Source organism: Sporosarcina sp. BI001-red, assembly GCF_003384035.1.
GTDB lineage: Bacteria > Bacillota > Bacilli > Bacillales_A > Planococcaceae > Sporosarcina.
In genome coordinates this window covers 269,161-292,660 of the sequence record NZ_QQAK01000013.1, presented here as the reverse complement: position 1 = coordinate 292,660, position 23,500 = coordinate 269,161, and the positions used below count along the sequence as shown (strand labels likewise).

Annotated in this window: 23 protein-coding genes; 3 read left to right on the top strand and 20 right to left on the bottom strand. The window is 43.6% G+C overall.

Annotated elements, in window-relative coordinates:
• Positions 1 to 142: 142 nt before the first annotated feature.
• From murI to DVB69_RS13060, 7 genes are all read right to left on the bottom strand, one after another.
• Positions 143 to 949: a glutamate racemase gene (murI, locus tag DVB69_RS13090; protein WP_116019540.1), complete on the bottom strand. Its 807-nt coding sequence runs from the start codon at positions 947 to 949 to the stop codon at positions 143 to 145.
• A 1-nt stretch (position 950) separates the two neighbouring features.
• Positions 951 to 1,358 (bottom strand): MarR family winged helix-turn-helix transcriptional regulator, encoded by a 408-nt coding sequence (locus DVB69_RS13085; protein ID WP_116019568.1) that lies wholly within the window; start codon positions 1,356 to 1,358, stop codon positions 951 to 953.
• 385 nt (positions 1,359 to 1,743) lie between these two features.
• Positions 1,744 to 1,965: a helix-turn-helix domain-containing protein gene (locus DVB69_RS13080; protein WP_116019539.1), complete on the bottom strand. Its 222-nt coding sequence runs from the start codon at positions 1,963 to 1,965 to the stop codon at positions 1,744 to 1,746.
• Between the two features lie 65 nt (positions 1,966 to 2,030).
• A complete protein-coding gene (locus DVB69_RS13075) occupies positions 2,031 to 2,486 on the bottom strand; it encodes an acyl-CoA thioesterase (protein WP_116019538.1) in 456 nt (151 codons plus the stop codon).
• 409 nt (positions 2,487 to 2,895) lie between these two features.
• Entirely contained in the window at positions 2,896 to 3,696 is an 801-nt protein-coding gene (sdhB, locus tag DVB69_RS13070) for a succinate dehydrogenase iron-sulfur subunit (protein WP_116019537.1), read from the bottom strand.
• Between the two features lie 55 nt (positions 3,697 to 3,751).
• Positions 3,752 to 5,500, bottom strand: coding sequence for a succinate dehydrogenase flavoprotein subunit (gene sdhA / locus DVB69_RS13065; RefSeq protein WP_116019536.1), 1,749 nt, complete (start codon positions 5,498 to 5,500; stop codon positions 3,752 to 3,754).
• A 43-nt stretch (positions 5,501 to 5,543) separates the two neighbouring features.
• The gene (locus DVB69_RS13060) at positions 5,544 to 6,152 is read right to left on the bottom strand and encodes a succinate dehydrogenase cytochrome b558 subunit (protein ID WP_116019535.1); all 609 of its coding nucleotides are present in this window, start codon (positions 6,150 to 6,152) and stop codon (positions 5,544 to 5,546) included.
• Between the two features lie 230 nt (positions 6,153 to 6,382).
• Between DVB69_RS13060 and DVB69_RS13055 the strand changes: the two genes are divergently transcribed.
• Positions 6,383 to 6,799, top strand: coding sequence for a YslB family protein (locus tag DVB69_RS13055; protein WP_116019534.1), 417 nt, complete (start codon positions 6,383 to 6,385; stop codon positions 6,797 to 6,799).
• A 551-nt stretch (positions 6,800 to 7,350) separates the two neighbouring features.
• Here DVB69_RS13055 and uvrC read toward each other — a convergent pair.
• From uvrC to zapA, 12 genes are all read right to left on the bottom strand, one after another.
• Positions 7,351 to 9,153 carry an excinuclease ABC subunit UvrC gene (uvrC, locus tag DVB69_RS13050; RefSeq protein ID WP_116019533.1) on the bottom strand — a complete coding sequence of 601 codons (1,803 nt, stop codon included), beginning with the start codon at positions 9,151 to 9,153 and terminating at the stop codon, positions 7,351 to 7,353.
• 64 nt (positions 9,154 to 9,217) lie between these two features.
• Positions 9,218 to 9,532, bottom strand: a complete 315-nt coding sequence (gene trxA / locus DVB69_RS13045; protein ID WP_116019532.1) for a thioredoxin — start codon at positions 9,530 to 9,532, stop codon at positions 9,218 to 9,220.
• Positions 9,533 to 9,706: 174 nt separating this feature from the next.
• A complete protein-coding gene (locus DVB69_RS13040) occupies positions 9,707 to 10,690 on the bottom strand; it encodes an electron transfer flavoprotein subunit alpha/FixB family protein (RefSeq protein WP_116019531.1) in 984 nt (327 codons plus the stop codon).
• A gap of 36 nt (positions 10,691 to 10,726) precedes the next feature.
• On the bottom strand, positions 10,727 to 11,500 hold the full coding sequence (locus DVB69_RS13035) for an electron transfer flavoprotein subunit beta/FixA family protein (RefSeq protein WP_116019530.1): 774 nt from the start codon (positions 11,498 to 11,500) through the stop codon (positions 10,727 to 10,729).
• A gap of 21 nt (positions 11,501 to 11,521) precedes the next feature.
• Positions 11,522 to 12,295 (bottom strand): enoyl-CoA hydratase, encoded by a 774-nt coding sequence (locus tag DVB69_RS13030; RefSeq protein WP_116019529.1) that lies wholly within the window; start codon positions 12,293 to 12,295, stop codon positions 11,522 to 11,524.
• Positions 12,296 to 12,625: 330 nt separating this feature from the next.
• Positions 12,626 to 13,207 (bottom strand): fatty acid metabolism transcriptional regulator FadR, encoded by a 582-nt coding sequence (locus tag DVB69_RS13025; protein WP_116019528.1) that lies wholly within the window; start codon positions 13,205 to 13,207, stop codon positions 12,626 to 12,628.
• A gap of 92 nt (positions 13,208 to 13,299) precedes the next feature.
• A complete protein-coding gene (locus tag DVB69_RS13020) occupies positions 13,300 to 14,997 on the bottom strand; it encodes a long-chain-fatty-acid--CoA ligase (RefSeq protein WP_116019527.1) in 1,698 nt (565 codons plus the stop codon).
• Between the two features lie 240 nt (positions 14,998 to 15,237).
• Entirely contained in the window at positions 15,238 to 15,651 is a 414-nt protein-coding gene (locus DVB69_RS13015; RefSeq protein WP_116019526.1) for a DUF350 domain-containing protein, read from the bottom strand.
• 76 nt (positions 15,652 to 15,727) lie between these two features.
• Complete coding sequence (locus tag DVB69_RS13010; protein WP_116019525.1) at positions 15,728 to 18,085, bottom strand: endonuclease MutS2; 2,358 nt, start codon at positions 18,083 to 18,085, stop codon at positions 15,728 to 15,730.
• A gap of 16 nt (positions 18,086 to 18,101) precedes the next feature.
• Positions 18,102 to 19,808 carry a DNA polymerase/3'-5' exonuclease PolX gene (polX, locus tag DVB69_RS13005; RefSeq protein WP_116019524.1) on the bottom strand — a complete coding sequence of 569 codons (1,707 nt, stop codon included), beginning with the start codon at positions 19,806 to 19,808 and terminating at the stop codon, positions 18,102 to 18,104.
• Positions 19,809 to 19,884: 76 nt separating this feature from the next.
• Positions 19,885 to 20,424 carry a CvpA family protein gene (locus DVB69_RS13000; protein ID WP_116019523.1) on the bottom strand — a complete coding sequence of 180 codons (540 nt, stop codon included), beginning with the start codon at positions 20,422 to 20,424 and terminating at the stop codon, positions 19,885 to 19,887.
• A 9-nt stretch (positions 20,425 to 20,433) separates the two neighbouring features.
• Positions 20,434 to 20,694: a cell division protein ZapA gene (gene zapA, locus DVB69_RS12995; protein ID WP_116019522.1), complete on the bottom strand. Its 261-nt coding sequence runs from the start codon at positions 20,692 to 20,694 to the stop codon at positions 20,434 to 20,436.
• Positions 20,695 to 20,854: 160 nt separating this feature from the next.
• Here zapA and rnhC point away from each other — a divergent pair, with 160 nt between their 5' ends.
• Together rnhC and DVB69_RS12985 are read left to right on the top strand one after the other, a co-directional pair.
• Positions 20,855 to 21,793 (top strand): ribonuclease HIII, encoded by a 939-nt coding sequence (rnhC, locus tag DVB69_RS12990; protein ID WP_116019521.1) that lies wholly within the window; start codon positions 20,855 to 20,857, stop codon positions 21,791 to 21,793.
• 89 nt (positions 21,794 to 21,882) lie between these two features.
• Complete coding sequence (locus tag DVB69_RS12985) at positions 21,883 to 22,077, top strand: hypothetical protein (RefSeq protein ID WP_116019520.1); 195 nt, start codon at positions 21,883 to 21,885, stop codon at positions 22,075 to 22,077.
• A 300-nt stretch (positions 22,078 to 22,377) separates the two neighbouring features.
• Here DVB69_RS12985 and DVB69_RS12980 read toward each other — a convergent pair whose 3' ends face one another.
• A complete protein-coding gene (locus tag DVB69_RS12980; RefSeq protein ID WP_158541091.1) occupies positions 22,378 to 23,331 on the bottom strand; it encodes a nuclease-related domain-containing protein in 954 nt (317 codons plus the stop codon).
• Positions 23,332 to 23,500 lie beyond the last annotated feature (169 nt).

The window sequence follows — 23,500 nt, the reverse complement described above, 5'->3', positions numbered from 1 at the left end:
AGTATATTCCCTCTTTCTTTTCATCCATCCATCTTATCATAACCATTCAAACCCGCGCAAAAACCCGGCAACCAGCTTGCCGGGTTAGTAAGTTTAATAGTTGGAATCTAATAAGCAACCCTCAATAATGTCTAAAAACACTTCAAAGAACTAGCTTCTCCACAACCGGATTCGCTATATGTAACCAATCCTTAACGATTAATTCAAAGTGAGCAGGGTTTCCTGTCGTATAGAATATAGACTGGGGCTCAGTTAATGACTCTCGGTTTAGTTGCAATTCATCCAAAATACGAATGGTCGTATCTGCAGTCGCAGAGCCTGACGTAATGAGCTCAGTTCCTATAGGCAAATGCTTGCGGATGAAATGCGACAACAATGGAAAATGGGTACAGCCTAGAATCACTGCATCGAATGTCTCGTCAGCCAATTGTGCAAGCGTCTGTTCGACAACTCGATCCGCTTCCTCCAACTTGTATACGCCACGCTCCACAATGGGAACAAATTCAGGACATGCGAGTCCACGAACCGAGGCATCAGGGGCCAATGTCAATATAGCTTGGTCGTATGCCTGACTCTTCACAGTTCCACTAGTCCCAAGAACAACAATCTGATTCGTCACTGATTTTTCAACCGCTGTTCGTGCTCCAGGTTCAATTACACCAATAATTGGGAAGTCAAACAAGGGCCTAACGTGTTCCAGTGCAAAAGCAGTCGCCGTGTTGCAAGCAATAACTACCATTTTAACGCCAAAGTCGTTAAGTGCACTGATTAACTCAAAAGTGAATTTTGCGACTTCTTGTGGAGACCGGTTCCCATACGGGCAGCGGGCGTCATCTCCTATGTATAGAAATTGTTCGTTCGGCATCCGTTTCAGGAGCTCGTCCATCACCGTTAGTCCACCCACTCCTGAGTCGATGATGCCGATTGGTAAATCCGATAATTCTTTCATGTTATTCTGTGCTCATTTCCACGTGTAATTTTGATAGTAACTCAGTAAACGTTGACAATTCTTTCTCGTTAAAATCTTTTAAGACATCTTGTAAATATTCACGGCGTTTATCGATTACTTCTTCAATAACGCGCTCTCCTTCTGCTAATAAATGGATTCTAACGACCCGACGATCTTTTTCGTCTCGTACTCGTTTAACCAATTCGTTTTTTTCCATTCTATCGACTAAATCGGTTGTCGTACTGAATGCTAAATACATTTTGTTAGACAGATCACCGATTGTCATATCTCCATGTTCAAACAACCATTGAAGCGCGATGAATTGAGGAGGTGTAACTGTATAATTACTTAATATCTGGCGCCCTTGTTGCTTAATGATTGCTGCAATGTAACGCAAATCTTTTTCCATGTGATGAATTTCTTCAAGATTCGCTGTGACTTTTTTCGTCAATGATACCAGCTCCAAATCATGAGTTTGTTTATTATTTTCCTCTTAAATCATCTAAAAAGCAATACATAACTAATTCACAAATTTTCCAAGTCTCCACTTAAGAGTCCTGGCTCCACGGGATTGTCACATTTTAAAGAATCTACAATTACATATACACTCAGTCATTATATTCTCATTATACTTCCTTCACAACTATATTTGCATAGGAATCATGTAGTGATTTTCTCCCAGCTCTTTCTTAAAATTCTTGGCGATCCTTCCGCATAACCAAATCCAGTAAAAATTAATAACAAAGAAAAAAGGTTGCAGAAACCTCCGCAACCTTTCTAATTGCTTACAGATACTAATTCAAACTGAGCTCGCCGAGTCTAAGCAACTCTATCATCGCTTGTGCTCGACCAGAAACGCCAAGCTTTTGAATTGTATTTGAAATGTGATTGCGGACAGTTTTTTCACTGATTCCAAGCTTTGCCGCAATTTCTTTCGTAGTATGATCAGCTATGAGCAATGTAAATATTTCACGTTCCCTACCCGTGAGAACAGATCGGTTGTTTAACTCCTCCATCAAGACGCGCCCCTCCTATTCGGTTTCCCTTTACAGTATTCCAAATAGAGAAAGGCTGTGCCGGCTTAATTCCTAGTTCTTGTGTAGAACAATTCTTTTTCTTCTTCTGTCCACGCAACACCCGTGCCAGTCTTTTTCGAGATTTGAACCATTGCACCTCGTCCAGTAAACACAACTTCACCCTTTGCATTTTTCGCCATATAATGAATATCGACAGAACTCTTTCCAATCGAATCCGCTTTTACATACACATCTATCGATTCATCAAAGAACACTTGCTTCCTGTAATCACATTGCAAATCCGCCACAACCGGAATGCGCTCTCCCTCCGGATCCAGCCAATCATTCATCAACCCTAGCTCCTTCAAATAATCAATCCGAGCCTGTTCAAAATACGCAAACGTCACCGTATTATTCAAATGTCCAAACATATCCGTCTCCGAAAATCGGACCCGCATCGGCGCCGAAAACCGAAACCCCTCTTCCCACTCCTCAAAATCCTTTATGTAACTCTGCTTCATTCTATTCTCCCCCAATTCATAAAGTGAATGACCATTCATTCCTATATTATATCAAACAATTTAGATAATAAGTAGTGATTCCCTCTATTGGATAACTCTTTATGATTTATGTTATCTACAATTCTTCTATCAATTCAGAGAGAAAGAACTGTTACTTGAAGTAGTTTTATGATGAAAGTAGAAGTCGTCCCCTACTCCAATTCGTTGATTGCAGCGGCAGGTGGTGACTCCGAAGGGATCAGCGAAGATTGAAGACCCCGCAGAAGCGTAGCGCCGAGGAGGCTGAGATCGAGCCCCTCGGAAAGCATCCACCTATAGCGGAAATCAACACCGTAGTAATCCCCATTCCAACAAAAAAAGCCCAGAAAATCAGCTCTCGCTGACTTTCCGGACACTCTTCAAGTAGACATCAGTCTACCATATGGTCACTTCCGAAGAAGTTCTTAAACATTTGAACAGTCGTTGCACGGTTCATCGCTGCAATAGAAGTCGTCAAAGGAATTCCCTTTGGACAAGCCACTACACAGTTCTGAGAGTTACCGCACTCACCAAGACCGCCATCAGTCATCAATGCAGACAAACGCTCATCCTTGTTTTGTGCACCAGTTGGATGCGTATTGAACAAACGGACTTGTGAGATCGCAAAAGGACCCATGAAATTCGTTTGGTCATTCACATTCGGACACGCTTCTAGACAAACACCACAAGTCATACACTTAGAAAGCTCATAAGCCCACTGACGCTTACGCTCAGGCATACGTGGACCTTCTCCAAGATCATACGTACCATCAATCGGAATCCAAGCTTTAATTTTCTTAAGAGAATCGAACATGCCTTCACGATCGACAACCAAGTCACGAACAACCGGGAATGTACGCATAGGCTCTAATTTAATAGGCTGCGTTAACTGATCCACCAACGCAGTACACGACTGGCGTGGACGTCCGTTGATGACCATAGAACACGCTCCACAAACTTCTTCCAGACAGTTCATGTCCCAGTTAATTGGCGTAGTCTTTTCACCTTTAGCGTTCACCGGGTTTCGTCGAATCTCCATCAATGCAGAAATGACATTCATATTCGCTTTATAAGGAACTTCGAACGATTCCATATATGGCGCAGATTCAGGTGTATCTTGCCGTTGGATTTCGAATAGCACTGTTTTAGCTGGAGCTGCTTGTTCTTGGACAGCTGTTTGTTGTTCACTCATTACCGTCAGTCTCCTTTCGATGCGGAATTATCGTCTTACTCGTTGAGTCTCTATTTTACTTTGATGCAGAATAATCGCGTTTACGAGGCGGAATCAAAGAAACATCCACGTCTTCATAACTTAAAATCGGTGCAGATACACCGTCAAACTTCGCAATTGTTGTCTTCAAGAAGTTCTCATCATCACGCTCTGGGAAATCAGGCTTGTAGTGAGCCCCACGACTTTCATTACGGTTTAGCGCACCAAGAGTGATGACACGAGCCAAGTAAAGCATGTTCTTCAACTGACGCGTGAATGTCGCACCTTGGTTCGACCATTGCTGTGTATCCGTCATGTTGATGTTTTCCCAACGCTCAAGCAATTCTTGAATCTTTTTGTCTGTTGCTTCCAAACGATCGTTATAACGAACAACCGTTACGTTCTCAGTCATTAGTTCCCCAAGTTCGCGGTGGATCACATACGCGTTCTCAGTTCCCTTCATGTTGATGATGGCGTCCCACTTCACTTGCTCTTCTTTCACAGCGTCGTCGAAGATTTTAGAAGGCATATCGTCTGCAGAGTGCTCTAGACCCTTCATGTACTTCACGGCTTCTGGTCCAGCAAGCATTCCGCCATAAATAGCAGAAAGCAATGAGTTGGCACCTAAACGGTTACCACCGTGTTGTGAGTAATCACACTCACCCGCAGCAAACAAGCCTGGGATAGATGTGTGCTGGTCGTAATCGACCCAAAGTCCGCCCATTGAATAGTGGACCGCAGGGAAGATCTTCATCGGAACTTTACGTGGGTCATCCCCAGTAAATTTCTCGTAAATCTCAATGATTCCGCCAAGCTTGATATCAAGCTCATGTGGATCTTTGTGAGACAAATCGAGGTATACCATGTTCTCTCCGTTAATACCAAGGCGTTGGTTAACACACACGTCAAAGATTTCACGTGTCGCAACGTCACGCGGTACGAGGTTTCCGTATGCCGGATATTTCTCCTCTAGGAAGTACCAAGGCTTACCGTCTTTATATGTCCAAATCCGGCCACCTTCACCACGTGCAGATTCACTCATGAGACGAAGTTTGTCATCTCCAGGAATTGCAGTCGGGTGAATCTGGATGAATTCTCCGTTTGCATATTTAGCCCCTTGTTGATAAACGATGGAAGCTGCTGAACCTGTGTTGATGACAGAGTTCGTCGACTTACCAAAGATGATTCCAGGTCCGCCAGTTGCCATAATGACAGCGTCACCAGGGAATGCTTTGATTTCCATTGTTTTTAGGTTCTGTGCTTTGATACCACGGCAAACCCCTTCATCATCCATAATGATTCCGAGGAATTCCCAGTGCTCGAACTTCTGGACTAGACCCGCAACCTCTTGTGCACGAACTTGCTCGTCCAATGCGTAAAGGAGCTGTTGTCCGGTTGTAGCACCTGCATAAGCGGTACGGTGATACATCGTTCCACCAAAACGACGGAAGTCCAAGAGTCCTTCTGGAGTACGGTTGAACATAACCCCCATACGGTCAAGCAAGTGGATAATTCCTGGCGCTGCATCAGCCATCGCTTTTACAGGTGGCTGGTTCGCTAGGAAGTCGCCTCCGTAAATCGTGTCATCAAAGTGAATCCATGGTGAATCTCCTTCACCCTTCGTGTTCACGGCGCCATTAATACCGCCTTGAGCACAAACGGAGTGAGAACGTTTTACAGGAACGAGGGAAAACAAGTCTACTCCAACGCCTTCTTCTGATGCCTTGATGGTCGCCATGAGGCCGGCTAGACCGCCGCCAACGACAATCACTCTACCTTTTGACATTATTGTTTCACTCCTCAAAGTTTACATAATAACGTATTATTTTTTAAGCGAATGCAAATAGTGCTTGTATACCAATTACAGAAAGAACAACAAAGATAATAAGAGTTACCCAAGTAACAATTTTTTGTGAGCGTGGTGATTGTGCCAATCCCCAAGTAACTAGGAATGACCAAACGCCGTTCGCTAAGTGGAATGTAGCCGCAAGAATACCAAGTGCGTAGAATGCGATCATGAATGGACTTTGGAAAATTTCCGCCATCATGTCGAAGTTCACTTCCGCACCAAATAATTTTTGGATACGCGTTTCGTAAATGTGCCATGCAATGAAGATGACAAGGAATACTCCAGTCACACGCTGCAACATGAACATCCAGTTACGGAATGTTCCATAACGTTGGACATTGTTTTTTGAAGTAAATGCGAGATACACTCCATAAAACGCGTGGAACATGAGCGGTATGTAGATGACAAACCATTCCAAGAAATAAATGAACGGCAGGTTTTCAATAAAGTGCGCCGCTGTGTTAAATGATTCAGCACCTCTTGTTGCGAAATGGTTGATGATCAAGTGTTGCGTCACAAACAAACCAATCGGAATAATTCCAAGCAATGAATGCAGTCGGCGCCAGTAAAACTCTGATTCTCTCACCAAGTGATTTACCCTCCCTTATTTAGGAGCCGGATGTCTTTTTCTACCTGATAAAACGACAAGCGAATGTTTGACGGTCCGTCTCTTCATGTTACAATATAATAACATGTACATTGTACTCCTCCATATTGGGAAGGTCAAGGTGACGATCTTGATAGATTGACCTTTTAGTTGCAAATATAATGACGTACCATGAGAGGTAATTTGATAGACACGAAAGGGATGCTCGAGTTTTGGAACATGAATTAACTGCAGAGCCGACACGATTCGGCTATGAACTACTAAGAGACCATGTAATTCCTAGCATTCTCGGAAAACATGAAGATGATATTCTTTATTGGGCGGGAAAAGAGATTGCTAGAAAGTTCCCTGTCTTTTCTGTTAACGAAATCCCCGACTTTTTTAAAGAAGCAGGCTGGGGCGACTTGAGTTTAGCGAGTTCAGGCAAGGAAGAAGCCGATTACCAGTTATCTGAACGGATCATTTCTCCAGCTACTAAGGATTCGTATCACTTGGAATCCGGCTTCATCGCCGAGCAATACCAAATCGCGAACGGTTGCTTGACGGAATGCTACGGCTCACGAGATGAGAAAACTGGACAAATCGTCTTGCAAGTACGATGGGATGAAACCTACACAATTGAAAAATAATTTTTTGGCTGGAGGATGAGTAGTTGCTCATCCTCCAGTTTTTCGTCTGGATTTAGGTCTCTTGTGCGCCCTACCTATATGGAAGTGTGAATGTTGTTTGCGCTTGATCAGCACATGTACTACGTTGTCGCGTTTAAGTTTTCTTTGATCAAGAGTTGCTTGCGCATGGCGAAGCATACCTTACAGCTCCTGGTTTTAATTGGTCAAGTGCACATTTTTCGCGAGCGGGAGTTGGATGTTACTGAGTATCGTCCCGCGGGATAGGATAGGTACTTGCGGGACAGTTATGATCACTTTTCAGGGTTTATGAGCGGTTTTCAGGATTTATGATCACTTTCTCTGGGTTATGATCACTTTTCGTGCTTTATGAGCAGTTTTCAGGATTTATGATCACTTTCCCTTGTTTATGAGCATATTTCGTGATTTATGATCAGTTCCCTTGGTTTATGAGCACTTTCCACGATTTATGATCCCCGCCCCCACGGAACGCTATTATAATAGAAACAACCCTGTCCATTTCAGGAAAAAGAACGGGCTCAGGGCCCGTTCTTCTAGTCTTTTGTCTGTTCTGCAGGTTTGTTCTTTTCCGCAAAGTATTCAGCGACCGATTGTGCGACAGCTTTAGGAAGTCCTGCTTCTATTAGCTGTTCTTGAGTAGCTGCTTTAATTTTCTTCACGGAACCAAAGTGTTTCAGCAATTTCTGTTTGCGCTTCGGACCCACTCCTGGGAGACCGTCTAGAGAGGATACCAGAGATCCCGTGTCACGACGCTGTCTGTGGAACGTAATTGCGAAACGGTGGACCTCATCCTGGATTCGTTGAAGCAAATAGAAGGCTTCACTTGAACGCTTCAGCGGGATTAACTCAGGGGGTGATCCATATAACAGCTGGGCTGTTTGGTGTTTGTCATCCTTTGCAAGACCTGCAATTGGAATAGACAGTCCCAGTTCATCCTCCACTACTTCCCGTGCAATCCCCATCTGCCCTTTACCTCCATCTATGACGATCAAATCAGGCAGGGGCAAATTGTCTTTCAATACACGCGTATAGCGCCGGCGTATGACTTCGCGCATTGCGCCGTAATCGTCATGTGCTGCAGCTGTTTTCGTCTTATATTTACGATAGTCTTTTCGATTCGGTTTCCCGTCGACGAATGAAACCATCGCTGAAACTGGCTCAACTCCATGGGTATGTGAGTTATCAAATGCCTCGATACGTAACGGAATTGAGATGTTCATGGCATCACTTAATTCTTCACAAGCTCCGATCGTCCGCTCTTCTTGTCGGTCGATCAACTGAAACTTTTGCTTCAATGAAATAGCAGCATTCTTATTTGCAAGCTGGACTAAATCTTTTTTCTTCCCCCGTTGAGGGATATAGACATGTATATCCAGCAATTGTTCTACGATTTCCTGATCAATTCCTGGTGGCAATAGCACTTCACTCGGTTTAATGTGAGATAGCTTGCTATAAAACTGACCGATGAACGTCAACAATTCCTCTTCTGGATCTCGGTACACCGGGAATAAAGATACGTCACGCTCGATGAGTTTTCCTTGGCGCACGAAAAATACTTGGACGCACATCCACCCTTTTTCAACAGCATAACCAAAAATATCCCGATCCTTGAAATCATGCATCGTCATCGTCTGTTTTTCCATAACGGTTTCAATGTTGGAGATTTGGTCACGATATTCAGTTGCTCGTTCAAACTCAAGGTTTTCCGCGGCATCATTCATCTTCTGAGTGAGCTCTTTTTTCATGGTTTTATATCCACCATTTAAGAACCTCGCGATGTCATCCGTCATTTCTTTATACGTCTCTTTAGGAACATCGTACACACAAGGCGCTAGACATTGACCGAGATGATAATAGAGACAAACACGATCCGGCATCGTATGGCACTTCCGGTATGGATACAAACGGTCCAATAATTTTTTCGTTTCTGTTGCTGCCGTGACGTTCGGATATGGTCCGAAATATCGGCCTTTATCTTTCTTTACGATGCGCGTAACGATCAGTTTCGGATGACGTTCAGCAGTGAGTTTCAAATACGGATACGTCTTATCGTCTTTCAGCATAATGTTGTACTTTGGATCGTACTGTTTGATCAAGTTCAACTCGAGGATCAACGCTTCAATATCCGAAGACGTGATAATCGTTTCGAAGTCTTCGATTTCAGTTACGAGACGTTGGGTTTTTGCATCATGCGAGCCCGTAAAGTAGCTACGGACACGGTTTTTCAAAATTTTCGCTTTGCCCACGTAGATTACAGTCCCTTGCCGGTCTTTCATCATATAACACCCCGGCAGATCAGGAAGGATTGCAAGCTTATTTTGGATCAATTCATTCATCTAGAATCACCTGCCAAAAAAACCGGGTTCCTCTAGAAAAGGGACCCGGTTTGAGATAGTAAACTTATGCGTGTTGATCAACCAATTTAGCGAGCTCTTCTTTCGGACGGAAGCCAACCACTTTATCAACTGTCTCGCCGTTTTTCATAACGAGCAATGTCGGGATTGACATAATGCCGTATTTGCTTGCTGTTTCTTGGTTATCGTCCACGTTTACTTTAACGATTTTTGCTTTCCCTTCGATTTCGCCATCCAACTCTTCTAGAACTGGAGCGATCATCTTACAAGGTCCACACCAAGGTGCCCAAAAATCAACAAGTACTACACCATCATTGGTTTTTTCTGTGAAATCTGCATCTGTTGCATTTAAAATAGCCATTGGGTAAGTCCTCCTTTATAGGTAACAACTATGAATTCATTATATCATGCAGCTATTCAACAGGCGAAATATCTGCCTACTCCTTTACCTTCGTCATTCCATTTGCAAATACTTAAGAGCAGAAGTGAAGGAACCACTTCTGCTCTCAAGTCAATCCGTTCACTCTTTAATCTATTAAACAGCAGGTGAACCTTTTAGTTTCTTAACTTCTTCGATCATCATTGGAACAACTTCAAATAGGTCTCCTACGATTCCGTAGTCCGCTACTTTGAAAATATTCGCTTCTGGGTCTTTGTTGATAGCGACGATTACTTTTGAGTTCGACATTCCAGCCATATGCTGGATTGCGCCTGAGATTCCTACTGCAATGTACAAATCAGGTGTGACAACTTTACCTGTTTGACCGATTTGCAGAGAGTAATCGCAGTAATCTGCGTCACACGCACCGCGTGAAGCTCCGACAGCACCGCCTAGTAAGTGTGCAAGCTCTTCAAGTGGCTTGAACCCATCTTCACTTTTCACGCCGCGTCCTCCAGCAATGATTACTTTCGCTTCGGACAAGTCTACACCTTCAGTAGATTTACGAACAACGTTTGCAATGACAGAACGAAGGTTTGTAATATCCACAGACAACGATGAGACATCGCCAGTGCGGCTCTCATCTTTTGCAAGAGGCTCGATGTTGTTAGGACGGATGGTGATGAATAGAAGTCCGCCCTTACTTTGTACTTTTTCAAATGCTTTACCTGAATAGATTGGGCGGATGAACTCAGTTGCATCGCCTTCTCCTTCAATCTTCGTTACATCCGAGATAAGTCCTGAGCTTAATTTACTTGCAAGCTTCGGAGATAGGTCCTTCCCCATTGCCGTATGGCCCAATACAATTGCGTCTGGCTTTTCTTGCTCATAGACAGCCATGAACGCTTGGCTGTAAGCGTCTGATGTATATTGCTTCAAGTGTGGATGTTCAACAGTGACAACGCGATCTGCGCCATATTGAATCATCTCTTGAGCTAGATTTTCAACAGAGTCTCCAAGAAGAACAGCTGTAACTGTCCCGCCTCCTGAAATTGTTTTCGCTGCAGCAATCGTTTCAAATGAGACGTTACGCAGTTCGCCTTCACGAGCTTCGCCAAGAACTAATACATTTTTAGACATAGTGAGTCCCTCCTAGAACGGTTTAAGTTGCCGGTATTATATGACTTTCGCTTCTTTGTTCAATAAGTTCACCAATTCGCTTACCTGATCCGAGAGGTCGCCTTCGAGAACGCGCCCCGCTGCCTTTTCAGGTGGCATGAAGATCTCAACTGTTTTTGTTTTCGCTTCAACGTCGTCTTCATCAAGATCGAGATCATCCAATTCCAATTCTTCAAAAGGCTTTTTCTTCGCCTTCATAATTCCTGGAAGTGATGGGTAACGAGGCTCATTCAATCCTTGTTGAGCTGTTACGAGAAGTGGCAATGAAGTTTCGATTGTTTCAGAGTCCCCTTCAACGTCACGAACAAGTGTTGCTGATGTCCCATCAATCTTCAAATCAGTAATTGTTGTGACATAGTTAATGCCTAGAAGTTCTGCGATACGTGGTCCGACTTGACCAGATCCACCGTCGATCGCAACGTTTCCTGCGATGATTAAATCAGCATCTTTATCTTTTAAGTATTCAGAGATAATTTTAGCTGCTGAGAATTCATCCATCTCATCCAGATCATCTTCCGTGTTGATCAATACTGCTTTGTCTGCGCCCATAGCAAGTGCCGTACGGAGTTGCTTTTCAGCGTCCTCTCCACCAAGTGAAAGTACAGTTACTTCTCCGCCGTGCTCGTCTCGGACTTGAATCGCTTCTTCAACAGCATACTCATCGTACGGGTTGATAATGAACTCTGCGCCATCTTCTTGGATCGCACCATTTTTTACAACAATCTTTTCCTCTGTGTCAAATGTACGTTTTACTAAAGCATAAATGTTCATACTGCAGACCTCCTTGACGTATTATCGTCCATTAAATTTAGGTTCACGTTTTTCTATAAATGCTTGAATGCCTTCTTTGGCATCTTCTGATACAAATACTTCGCCAAACGAATTCGCTTCTGCCTCAACGCCCTTATGATAGGAATCGTCTTTGGTGAATTGAAGCATAGCCAATGCAGCTTTCATAGCTACAGGGCTTTTCTTTGCAATTTTGTGTGCGATTACCAGCGTTTCAGATAGTAGCACGTCCTCAGCAAAGACGCGGTTCGCAAGTCCCCATTTCACAGCTTCAAGTCCCGTAATCGGATCGCTCGTCAGCAACATTTCAGCTGCTTTGGCTTTCCCTACGTATCCCGGAAGTCTTTGTGTTCCAGCGAAGCCAGGAATCAGGCCCAACTGCAACTCTGGTAGACCGAGTTTTGCGTTTTCAGTCACAAAACGCATGTGACAAGCCATTGCAAGTTCCAGTCCTCCACCCAATGCTGCGCCATGAATCGCTGCGATCACCGGTTTGTGGTAGGTTTCTAACTGGTCGAAGATGCGTTGACCGTCTGCTGATAGTTTTGAGAATTCTGCTCCTGAAGTGACCGTTGTAAATTCTTTAATGTCGGCTCCAGCTGAGAAGAACTTCCCTTCTCCATGAAGGACGATGACTCGTACTTCGTCAATGTCTTTCAGTTGTTCTAGTAAGTCGCCAACTTCTAGAATGAGTGCTCTTGAGAGTGCGTTTGCAGGGGGACGGTTGATTGTTGCGACGGCGACCCCTTGGTCAATTGAGACTTTCAAAAATTCCATGTCATCCCATCCTTTTTCAGTACGTTTGCTGTGATGATTTGTAAAATGGAAGCGCCTTCAATGATAGCATACTAGTTTCTTAAAAATAAAGATTTTCCACTTTGTTGCGACAATTTGGTATAAAAATATATGTTAGAGTTAGGAATTTCTTGCTACTTGACATTTCTTTGTTTGGAGCGTAAGGCGGCGACTCCGGAGGGATCAGCGAAGATTGAAGACCCCGCAGAAGCGAAGCGACGAGGAGGCTGAAATCGAGCCCCTCGGAAAGCGTCCGCCTGGAGCGCAAAACACAGTAGCGAGATAATTGTTCAATCCAACTTATACAGGTACCTACCCTTTCATGCCAGAGAGGAGTAGCTTGTGTACTTTTGGTGCTAGTTCAACTAAGTCATATTTCTGGTCGTTCATGACCCAGGATGTTGTGGTTTCGTCGATTGTGCCGAAGACCATTTGTCTTGCTAGCCGGATGTCTAGATCCGCTGGGAATTCGCCGTTGTCGATTCCTTCTCTCAGCAAAGCATCCAACAAAGTAAGATATTCCTTTAATACCTCGTTAATGCGGAAACGTAATTCTTTACTGGATTGTCGTAACTCTAGTTGAGTGACAATTGCCAAGTTGCGATCATCGTGAAGCACTTTAAAGTGATTCTCAATCATTTTGAAAAGCTTGTCAGAAGCGGGTAAATCCATTTCCAGAATTTCTTTTACATAGTCTACAAAAACTGCCATCTTCTCTTGGAATACCGAAATAAGGATGTCTTCTTTGTTTTTGAAGTACAAGTAAATCGTACCATCTGCAACTCCTGCTTCTTTTGCGATTTTTGATACTTGCGCTTGGTGGTACCCATTCTGTGCGATAATCGACACAGCAGCATCCACTATTTTTTTATATTTCGGTTTTTCACGCTTCAATTTTTCTCACCACCATAAAAAAGAAAATATGAATGATGGTTCATTCATATTTTCATATTAATAGCTATTCAGTTTTTAGTCAAGCCTTTTAGTTAGGAAGTAAGCTGTTGTTGTTCCACTTTCTTTTTCTCTTCATCTACCAAAGCTCTTCGTAAAATTTTCCCAACCGCTGTCTTAGGGAGCTCATCTCTAAACTCATAAATACGAGGTACTTTGAAGGAAGCGATGTTCCCTCGGCAATACGTATCTAATTCTTCTTCGGTTAATGAATATCCTTCTTTTAAGACAATATAAGCTTTAACTGTTTCTCCACGATATTGATCTGGAACACCAGCGACAACGCATTCTTGGATTGCTTCATTTTCATAAAGCACTTCTTCAATTTCACGTGGTGAAATGTTGAATCCGCTTGCGATGATCATATCTTTTTTCCGGTCAACTACATAGAAGAACCCATCTTCATCCATATAACCAAGATCACCTGTTAAAAACCAGCCTTCACGGAAGGTCTCTTGCGTTTCCTCGGGCCGGTTCCAGTACCCTGTCATCACTTGGGGTCCTTTAATTGCAATCTCACCAACTTCTCCGGGTTTCATAGGCTCTGCTGAATCAGGAGGTAGAATCGCCGCATCCGTGTTCGGCCATGGTACACCGATTGATCCGCGCTTCCGTTGTCCTTCCCAAACAAAGTTTGCCATTGCCACTGGAGATGTTTCAGTCAGACCGTACCCTTCTACTAGTTTACCACCTGTCACTTTTTCAAACTTTTCTTGTACGTCCACAGGAAGTGCGGCTGAACCACTCAAGCATGCTTTAATAGACGACAAATCATATTTCGCAACGTCCGGGTGGTTGAGTAATCCTATATAGATCGTTGGTGCTCCAGGGAATAATGTCGGCTTCTGTTTATCTATTTCTTTTAATGCTGTTTTGAAATCGAATTTAGGAATTAGGACCATTTTGTTTCCACACATGACTGAGAAAATCAGTACAGTCGTCATGCCATAAACATGGAAGAACGGCAAGATTCCCATTGCGACTTCTTCGCCTTCTTTAGATTTATACAACCACGCTTTACACATTTCTGCATTGGCAATCAGGTTTTTATGCGTTAACATGACACCTTTTGGGGGCCCAGTTGTTCCACCGGTGTATTGAAGTAATGCGAGATCTTTTTCAAAGTCGAATTCAAGTGGAATCGTTTCTGCTTGTGTAGATTTCATAATTTCAGTGTACAGATGATGAATCCCACGATGTTCTACTTTCACTACAATGCCGTTTTCTTTCTTTTGAATGAAAGGATAAAGGACGTTTTTCGGGAATGGCAAGTAGTCTTTAATACTCGTTACAATAATATTTTCAAGCTGAGTCTCTTTCAAAATCGATGAGACTCTAGGAAATAGCAAATCGAGAGTAATAATTGCCTTTGCACCCGAATCTGTTAAAAGATACGAAATCTCACGCTCTTTGTAAAGTGGATTTGTTTGAACTACAACACCACCTGCGTACAATATCCCATAATAGGCGATGGCATTTTGAGGACAATTCGGTAGCATGATGGCCACCCGATCCCCTTTTTCAATTCCCATTTTTTGCAAATAATTCGCGAACTTTAATGCAGATTTATAAAACTCTTCGAATGTTATGTCCTTTCCTAGAAAGTGAATTGCATTCTTTTTTGGAAAATTAGCTGCAGAACGTGTTAAAAAGTCTTGAAGTGGAATGGGAGAGTAGTCAATAACCGATGGGATTTCTGGTGGATATTGTGAAAGCCACGGTTTGTTCGTCATAGAAACAGCCTCCTTTTTACTAGTATATTCATAGAATATTCATTCTTTACTAAGTATAGCGAATTATGAATGCGTTTACAATGTAAAGGAGGAAGCAAATTACAAACCCCGTAACTTGTATAGTTACGGGGTTTGCTTGACCATCCACCAAATACCGATGGCGACAAATAACACGCATAAAGCGAGTAAAATTTTCGATAGTTTTTCCATTTGCTTATTCGTCTCCTACTGAATGTACTCTTATGAAATGCTGGCGCCAATAACAAAGGAAAGACCGACTGAGATGATCATGGAGATAAACCCTACTGAGCGGTTATCGTTTTCAATTTCTTCATCTACTTTGAACATCGGTGTCAAAAATTCAAACAACACATAGGCGAAAATGAGTAAGGTGAATCCAAACAGACCCCATCCGATCATTTGTGGAAGCGAGTTGTGCTGTTCGATCGAATACCTAAAAATGTTAGCTACGCCGAATATTTTACCACCCGTTGCAAACGCAACAGCTAAGTTCCCTTTTTTTATTTCATCCCAACATCGATACTTAGTCACAATCTCAAATATGATCATTGAAACAATGAGACAGAGGACGACGGTGCTAAAATAACCGGCTGTTTCTACTAACGGATGACTCCAAAACCCAGTCTTTGACATAGTTCGTAGACCCCTTTACAGTGATGTCTTAACGAATACGTTTGAGACTCCAATAGGTTTCACTTTTCACAAATAATTATTTTAGTTCAACGACCGTCACGCCTAGGCCACCCTCTCCTGCATCTCCAAAACGGAAATTCTTCACACGGGAATGCTTTTTGAGATACGTCTGAATGCCTTGTCGAAGTGCGCCCGTACCTTTTCCGTGAATGATGGATACTTGGTGATAATTCGATAGCAATGCATCATCCAAATACTTCTCAGTCCTACGGATTGCGTCTTCATAACGTTCCCCTCTAAGATCGAGCTCTAGTTTAACATGCTGATCGCGACCACGGATCGCTGTGGAAGCAACAATTTTCTTTTCTTTTTCAGGCTTCACAAATTCTAGACCTGATTGTTCTAACTTCATCTTTAAGATTCCGATTTGAACAACCCATTCAGTATCAGAAACCTTGTCAATGAGCGTTCCTTTTTGACCGTAGCTCAATACTTTGACTTCATCGCCCACTTGCAATGGCCGTAAAGCTGCTTTCGCTTTTGGCGCTTTCTTTTTCGCTTCTTTCGGGGAAGCATTTTCAAGTCGCTTACGTGCTTCAATAAGCTCGTGTTCTTTTACGGATGCACCAGCCGTCATTCGTAGTGCACGTAAATCTGAGATGATGGCTTCAGATTCCAGTCGGGCTTCTTCAACGATCTTCTTCGCTTTTTCTTTTGCCTTATCCGTCAATTTCGTTTGCATCTCTTCGTTTTCAGCTAATTTTCCAGCGAGCTCTTTTTTCAACGATTCGGTTTCCAAAAGTAAGTCATGAGTCCGTTCAGCGTCTTTCTCAGATTGGACACGACTGGATTCTAAGGAGGCAATCATGGAGTCAACTTCACCACGATCTGTTCCAGTGAATGTCTTGGCACGATCGATCAGATGATTGCCGAGGCCCAGTCGTTTTGAGATTTCAAACGCATTACTACGTCCCGGAACGCCAATTAACAAACGATACGTAGGACTCAATGTATCAACATTGAACTCAACGCTCGCATTTGTAACGCCTTTTCTATTGTAGCTGTAGGCTTTCAGTTCAGGATAGTGCGTGGTCGCCATAACACGCGCACCTGTTCCATGAACTTCATCTAAAATAGAGATTGCAAGTGCTGCCCCTTCTTGTGGATCGGTTCCAGAACCGAGCTCATCGAAAATGATAAGCGAATCCTGATCGAATTTCTTTAAGATATCAACGATGTTAACCATGTGAGATGAAAACGTACTGAGACTTTGTTCAATTGATTGTTCATCACCAATATCGGCAAAAACGGATCCAAAAACTGCGATTTCAGAGCCATCCAACACAGGAATCGGTAAGCCTGCTTGCGCCATCAATGTGCACAATCCTACAGTTTTCAATGTCACAGTTTTACCACCCGTATTCGGACCTGTGATGACAATCGTTGTAATGTCTTTTCCGAATTCGATTGTATTGGCTACCGCTTCATCGATTGGCAATAGGGGATGTCGGGCTTTTGCGAGACGCAGATAGCCATCTTGGTTCACTGTTGGCTTCGTACACTTGTTCACCATTCCGTATTTAGCTTTGGCTAAAATGACATCTACTTTCACAAGTTGATCGACTAAGACGAACAATTCATGAGCATGTTCTTGAACAATTGCAGAGAGCTCGCGAAGAATCTTTTCGATTTCTTCTTTCTCTTTAGACTTCAATGTGCGAATTTCGTTATTCGCTTGTACGACTGCATCTGGTTCAATGTACACCGTTTGGCCTGATGAAGACGAATCGTGAATGACGCCGCCATAATGACTACGGTACTCGGATTTTACAGGGATAACAAATCGTTCATTACGAATCGTAACGATGCTATCTGATAACATTTTCGCTGCGTTTTTGCCTCGAATAATGCTTTCTAATTTCTCGCGTACTCTACTTTCTTGAATGCGCAAACTTTGACGGACCGAACGGAGTGCACTTGATGCACTATCGAGTACGCGTCCGTTCTCATCGACTGCACTATTGATTTCATGCTCTAGCCCTGTGATGACCGGAATCGTGTCTTTGATACTAAGAAAATGTGGTATTTCCACTTCCTCGTCCTGAACGACAGCTTCTACGAATTGGCGAAAAATCCGGCTAGCGCGAATGGTTGACGCGGTTTCCATCAATTCTTGAGCACTTAAGACGCCACCGATTTGTGCACGTCTCGCATGCGGTCGGATGTCTGTAATGCCCCCCATCGGAACATTACCTCGTACACGTAAAATCGATAAACCTTCGTCGGTCTCTTCTAAAAAGCGTTCTACCGTTTCGAAGTTTGTATTCGGCGTCAATTTTTCCATTTCAGCACGCCCCGCAGGGAACGTACATTGCTGTGCCGCTTGGGCAAGCACTTTGTCAAACTCTAACGTTTTTAATACGCGTGAATCCATCGAGGATCCCTTCCTTTCACTTATCGACAATTCTCTCTTTAAACTGGTTCAATGACCAAGTATTGATGACTGTATCTTTTTTCAACCAAGCTTTTTGTGCATATTCTACGCCGATCGCCATGATTTCCAATTGATCCGTGGCATGGGCATCTGTATTAATGGAAATTGAAACGCCAGCCTCTTGCGCCATCTCTAAGTATTCTTTATCTAAATCTAAGCGATGAGGACTTGCGTTCAATTCAAGGACTTTTCCATATTTCGCAGCCCACTTGATGAGTTGCGGCACGTCCGGATTATAGCCATCCCGTTTTCCAATAAGACGACCTGTAGGATGGGCAATTAAATCGACATGAGGGTTTTTCATTGCCGAATGCAATCGTTCCATAATTTGTTCCTGCGGTTGATTGAAACTCGAATGAATCGATGCGATGACAAAATCGAGTTGTGCTAGCACTTCGTCATCAAAATCGAGTGTACCGTCCGGCAAGATATCCATTTCTGTCCCACTGAATATTTCGATGTCTGGATACTCTTCATTGATTTCACGGATTTCTCTTAATTGGTCAAGTAAGCGTTCAGGTGTTAGCCCATTCGCCACTTTCAAATAATGGGAGTGGTCTGTAATCACCATATGGCTGTATCCACGTGCCCTGCATGCGTCTGCCATTTCACGAATCGAATAGCCCCCGTCTGATGCTGTCGTATGCATGTGGAAGTCGCCGCGGATGTCACCGAGTGTGACCAGTCCAGCTAATTCGTTGATGCGATCTAGTTCCCGACCATCTTGACGTAAATTCGGTTGGATGAATGGTAGATCGAAGTGGGCGAAAAAGTCTTCTTCAGATTCGAAGGTCAAGACCGTTCCATCCTCTTGCTCGACTCCGTATTCACTTATTTTTTCACCGCGTGATTTTGCAAGCTGACGCATTCTCACGTTGTGTTCTTTGGAACCTGTAAAATGGTGCAGCGCACTTGCATATTGTGCGTCTGTTACGAATCGGAAATCGACGTCGATGATTTCTTCTAATTCTAACGTCACGGAGAGCTTTGAATCCCCTGCTGCAATCGTTTCTATAGTAGGAAGTAAGTTCAACAACTTCTCACGAACCACTGAAGGCGCATCTGTCACTATGATGAAATCCATGTCACTACTTTGCTCTTTCGTTCTGCGGTAACTCCCTGCAACTGAATATTTGCCAATTTCTTCGATTTTATCCAGAATAGGCTCAACTTGTCCAACAAATTTAACCATCTGCCATAGAGGAAATGACGTTTTCCGTTCAGATAGTTGTTCGATTTCATGAAGCAACTTTTCTTCTGTTTTCTTACCGAATCCAGGAAGTGCACTCACTTCGTTTTTCTCACACGCTTCTTTTAACGACTCGATGGAATCGATACCGAGCGCTTCATGGAGTTTCGCAATTCGTTTCCCACCAAGGCCTGGGATTTCAAGCAGTGGAATCATTCCCGCTGGAACCGTTTCTTGAAGCTCGCTCAAGAGGTCTGACACACCTTTGTCCAAGAGGTCCTGAATGACCGCACCTGTTCCCTTTCCGATTCCCTTCAAGGTCAAAATATCATCCATTTCAGCGAGACTTCTAGGATCGACTTCAAGGACGTTCGCCGCTTTACGGAAAGCACCAACTTTGAAATGATTCTCTCCTAGTAATTCCATATAGAGTGCAATTTTTTCCAACGTTTGTATAATCACTTTTTTGTTCATCAAAAAAACCTCCTCGTTCTATTTGGTCCTTGACTGAACAAAAGCTTCCCGCCGCTCGGGGGGAAGCTGTTCAGACTTATTGTGTGTAAACGTACCACCAATCCTTCACTGTGCTCGAAATGACCGGTGTATGCTCAAACATGGTCTTCGACAGTAATGAAGAATCTAATAATTTTTGAACAAAATCGATTGGAAGCAAAGCAAGGAAGCTGATGAGTAACAGAATGATTATGTAAAACTCAACAAATCCTAATGCAGCCCCAAAGAAACGTGAGATGAATCCAAGTACAGGCAAGTGTTTCAGGAAGTCGAACATTGACACAAAGAGTTGCAGTAGGAATTTAACCACAAAGAAAATCAGGATAAAAGCTAACAACCGGTAAAACGTCTGATCCAAATCCAGTTGTCCGAATGACCAGCTTAACTTAGATTCTGCGGTAACTCCAGGATACGGAATCCATAGGACGAATTTATCCGCAAGTTGTTTGTAATAAGCATATGCAACGATAAACGAAACGATAAAACCTGTCATATGTAAGACTTGTACAAGCAATCCTCTTCTAAAGCCTGTAATCAGTCCTCCAACCAATAGAAACAATATAAGTATATCTAACATTAGCAGCCGTCAGCCCTTCAACTTTTTCAATTCTTTTTCAAGTAATTCTTTTTCTGTTTGCAACTTTAAATAGTCATGAACACTGTTAACAGCTGTGAGCACAGCAACTTTCGTCGTATCTAAATACGGATTATGCATACTGAGTTCGCGCATCCGGTCGTCAACGAGTGTCGCCACTTGTCGGACGTGAGCAGACGAATCGGTCCCTATGATAGTATACGTCTGACCGTATATATCGATGGTAATCCGTGTTTTTTGTTCTTCTTCCACTGCCATAACCTCCTGCTGTAAAACTATGAAGTTAATCATACCATGAAAAAGGTTTATTTGTGAACATAGGCATTGCCAGCTAACTATTTTTGTGCTTTCTTTCGGACACGGTATACTAGACAAAACGTTTTAGAATGTACGGTTAGAAAGGGTTGATTGAATGGCGAATTCTGTAATAATCTTGTCTAATGAAAAATTAATTGCGCTAAAAGCACATTATGCGAGTGATGTTGTGAAGCGTAATGCACCAGGGGTTGTGTTTGCTGCGAAAACGGCGAATGCATCGATTACTGCGTATCGTTCGGGGAAGGTGCTATTTCAAGGCGGCGGTGCTGAGATGGAGGCTGCGAAATGGGCGTCTGGTGACGGTGTTAGTGCTACGAAGAAAAAAGCTGTTGTAAAAGGCGCAGCCCTCCCCGATCGACTTGAGACACTTTCTGTGATCGGTTCGGATGAAACAGGTACAGGCGATTTCTTTGGTCCGGTGACGGTGTGCGCATGTTATGTACGCGCGGATCAAATTCCCCTTGTCGCTGAGCTGGGTGTAAAGGACTCTAAGTTGCTGACGGACCCGTACATGAGATCGATTGCGCCAGATTTGAAATCGGTGGTGACGTATAGTGTGCTCACGCTTCAAAACGAAAAATACAATACTGTGCAAGCTAAAGGCTGGTCTCAAGGGAAAATCAAGGCCTTGCTGCACAATCAGGCGATCCGCCATGTGTTGAATAAGTTGGAAGATGAGCATCCAGATTATATTTTGATAGACCAATTTGCGGAGCGCGGTGTGTATTACAACTATTTAAAAGATGAACGTGAAATTGTTCGGGAAAATGTGTTGTTTGCAACGAAAGCGGAAGGTTTACATGTCGCGGTTGCAGCGGCATCCATAATCGCTCGTGTAGCGTTTTTGGATGAAATGGACCGGTTGAGTGGATTGGCGGGACGAACACTCCCTAAAGGCGCCGGCAAGAAGGTGGATGAAACGGCAGCTTCTATTTTACTATCGAAAGGCGAACCATTTTTGCGCTCGTTGACGAAGTGGCACTTCGCGAATGCGAAGAAGGCTGCGGTGTTGGCGTCTAAGAAGCGTGGGTGATTGGGATTATTGAATGTTAGAGCGGGTTGCGCGGGGAAACGAGCGGGTTCATCGCGGAAACGAGCGGGTTCTGACGCGGAACGAGCGGGTTGCTGACTGAAACGAGCGGGTTCCAACTCGGAACGAGCGGGTTGCTGACTGAAACGAGCGGGTTCCAACTCGAAACGAGCGGGTTGCTGACTGAAACGAGCGGGTTCCCACTCGGAGCGGGCGGGTTGTTGACTGAAACGAGCGGGTTCATCGCGCGAACGAGCGGGTTGCGCGGGGAAACGGGCGGGTTCTGACGCGGAACGGGCGGGTTCTCGCCCGTAATGAATAGTTTTCCGCGGCAGTCCTTACTCCCCCACTATCCATTACTAAATGCGTAGCGGAGCGAAGCACACCAATTAATCTTGGTTTTGAATTAAAGGGAAATTGATTGGTCGCGAGCTTGGATACGAATTGAAGAAAGTTGCCTGCCGCGGGCAAGAAACAGGAAACATGCGAGGTGTGGTACGAAGCCATCAGGTTCAATGGACAGACAAAAACGCTTCGCAGGGCGAAGCGCACTAATCATCACTTGTTTTTTATTCTATTTAGGTACGCTATGTTAATGATGTGTAACGACAGCCTCGTCCATTCCCCCGCCTTTGAATATCTGAGCGAGCTAGCAGTCTTTTTGCAGTGTGGCGATTAGTGATTCCTGTGAATTCACAAAACTTGCGATTGGTCAGTGGACCGGACATTAGCATAAACCAATCTATTACCGCACTTTGGTGACTCCCGATTTCACGTACACCGCAGACTGGGCAATCCCATCTCAAGTCGGACCATCTCATAATTGTTGGAATTTCACAACTCGAACAAAATACCCCTCTCCTAATATCACTCTCAGCTAATTTGTATCGCACAGTTATTGGATACGGATTGTATTCCTTATGTCCTCGGGCCAGCGCTTTTGCAATTCTTGCAATATCCCGTTCCTCTAAAATCTGTGTCTGCGGGGTCAATGAACGGAAATAAGTAGGTGCCTCATAAGCAGTAATCACTTCCATAGATGGCTTTTCTTCAATAAACATTTCATTGTTATATGCAAATACAATGAGCCCCTTCACCTTTACATGTACATTCCGGCTAGCTAACCACTTTTCGAGAAACTGTATTTTGCGTTCCACTTCTGCAATGGGACTTCGGAATAGCAACCGTGTTCCGTCAGGCAGTTGCTTCATAAATTGCGTTGGCTTGGCTTTTATGAAAATTTTATCGGCAATGTTTTTTATCTCTGAAATGATGATGGAATCTGGTGTGATGAAAAGTGAGTCGATTTGAAAATGGATACCTTCATGTTGTAGGGAAAGATCGTGGAGTATGGCATGTGGATAGTCGGTCCGGACTTCTTTCATGTAGCGATCGTATTCTTGCTCGCCTCCGTAACCGGCACGGGTTTTATACAGCTCACTCTGGATATACTCGTATTTCTCATGTGTTGGCGAAAGACGTTTCTCTAAAGCCAGTAGCCCACTTAAAAGTCGTGGCTTGGTCCGATGTTTATAGATCAATGGCGTCACCCCTTTTTTCTTTAGTGTAGCGGTTCTTCCAAAGAAGGGGAAGGCTTTGATCGAAAATAGCATTATCGCGTTTTTGACACAATTTGCTTTGAGCTTTACTAGGTGGCGAGATACATGTGCTTAAATTCTAGAAAGATTGAGTGTGCGGAGAACAAAATTC

Excerpts from the sequence above, each read along its gene's own strand:
- murI (WP_116019540.1), bottom strand. The coding sequence starts at position 949 with ATGAAAGAATTATCGGATTTACCAATCGGCATCATCGACTCAGGAGTG.
- DVB69_RS13085 (WP_116019568.1), bottom strand. The coding sequence starts at position 1,358 with ATGGAAAAAGATTTGCGTTACATTGCAGCAATCATTAAGCAACAAGGG.
- DVB69_RS13080 (WP_116019539.1), bottom strand. The coding sequence starts at position 1,965 with ATGGAGGAGTTAAACAACCGATCTGTTCTCACGGGTAGGGAACGTGAA.
- DVB69_RS13075 (WP_116019538.1), bottom strand. The coding sequence starts at position 2,486 with ATGAAGCAGAGTTACATAAAGGATTTTGAGGAGTGGGAAGAGGGGTTT.
- sdhB (WP_116019537.1), bottom strand. The coding sequence starts at position 3,696 with ATGAGTGAACAACAAACAGCTGTCCAAGAACAAGCAGCTCCAGCTAAA.
- sdhA (WP_116019536.1), bottom strand. The coding sequence starts at position 5,500 with ATGTCAAAAGGTAGAGTGATTGTCGTTGGCGGCGGTCTAGCCGGCCTC.
- uvrC (WP_116019533.1), bottom strand. The coding sequence starts at position 9,153 with ATGAATGAATTGATCCAAAATAAGCTTGCAATCCTTCCTGATCTGCCG.
- trxA (WP_116019532.1), bottom strand. The coding sequence starts at position 9,532 with ATGGCTATTTTAAATGCAACAGATGCAGATTTCACAGAAAAAACCAAT.
- DVB69_RS13040 (WP_116019531.1), bottom strand. The coding sequence starts at position 10,690 with ATGTCTAAAAATGTATTAGTTCTTGGCGAAGCTCGTGAAGGCGAACTG.
- DVB69_RS13035 (WP_116019530.1), bottom strand. The coding sequence starts at position 11,500 with ATGAACATTTATGCTTTAGTAAAACGTACATTTGACACAGAGGAAAAG.
- DVB69_RS13030 (WP_116019529.1), bottom strand. The coding sequence starts at position 12,295 with ATGGAATTTTTGAAAGTCTCAATTGACCAAGGGGTCGCCGTCGCAACA.
- DVB69_RS13020 (WP_116019527.1), bottom strand. The coding sequence starts at position 14,997 with ATGACGAACAAACCGTGGCTTTCACAATATCCACCAGAAATCCCATCG.
- DVB69_RS13015 (WP_116019526.1), bottom strand. The coding sequence starts at position 15,651 with ATGTCAAAGACTGGGTTTTGGAGTCATCCGTTAGTAGAAACAGCCGGT.
- DVB69_RS13010 (WP_116019525.1), bottom strand. The coding sequence starts at position 18,085 with ATGGATTCACGCGTATTAAAAACGTTAGAGTTTGACAAAGTGCTTGCC.
- polX (WP_116019524.1), bottom strand. The coding sequence starts at position 19,808 with ATGAACAAAAAAGTGATTATACAAACGTTGGAAAAAATTGCACTCTAT.
- DVB69_RS13000 (WP_116019523.1), bottom strand. The coding sequence starts at position 20,424 with ATGTTAGATATACTTATATTGTTTCTATTGGTTGGAGGACTGATTACA.
- rnhC (WP_116019521.1), top strand. The coding sequence starts at position 20,855 with ATGGCGAATTCTGTAATAATCTTGTCTAATGAAAAATTAATTGCGCTA.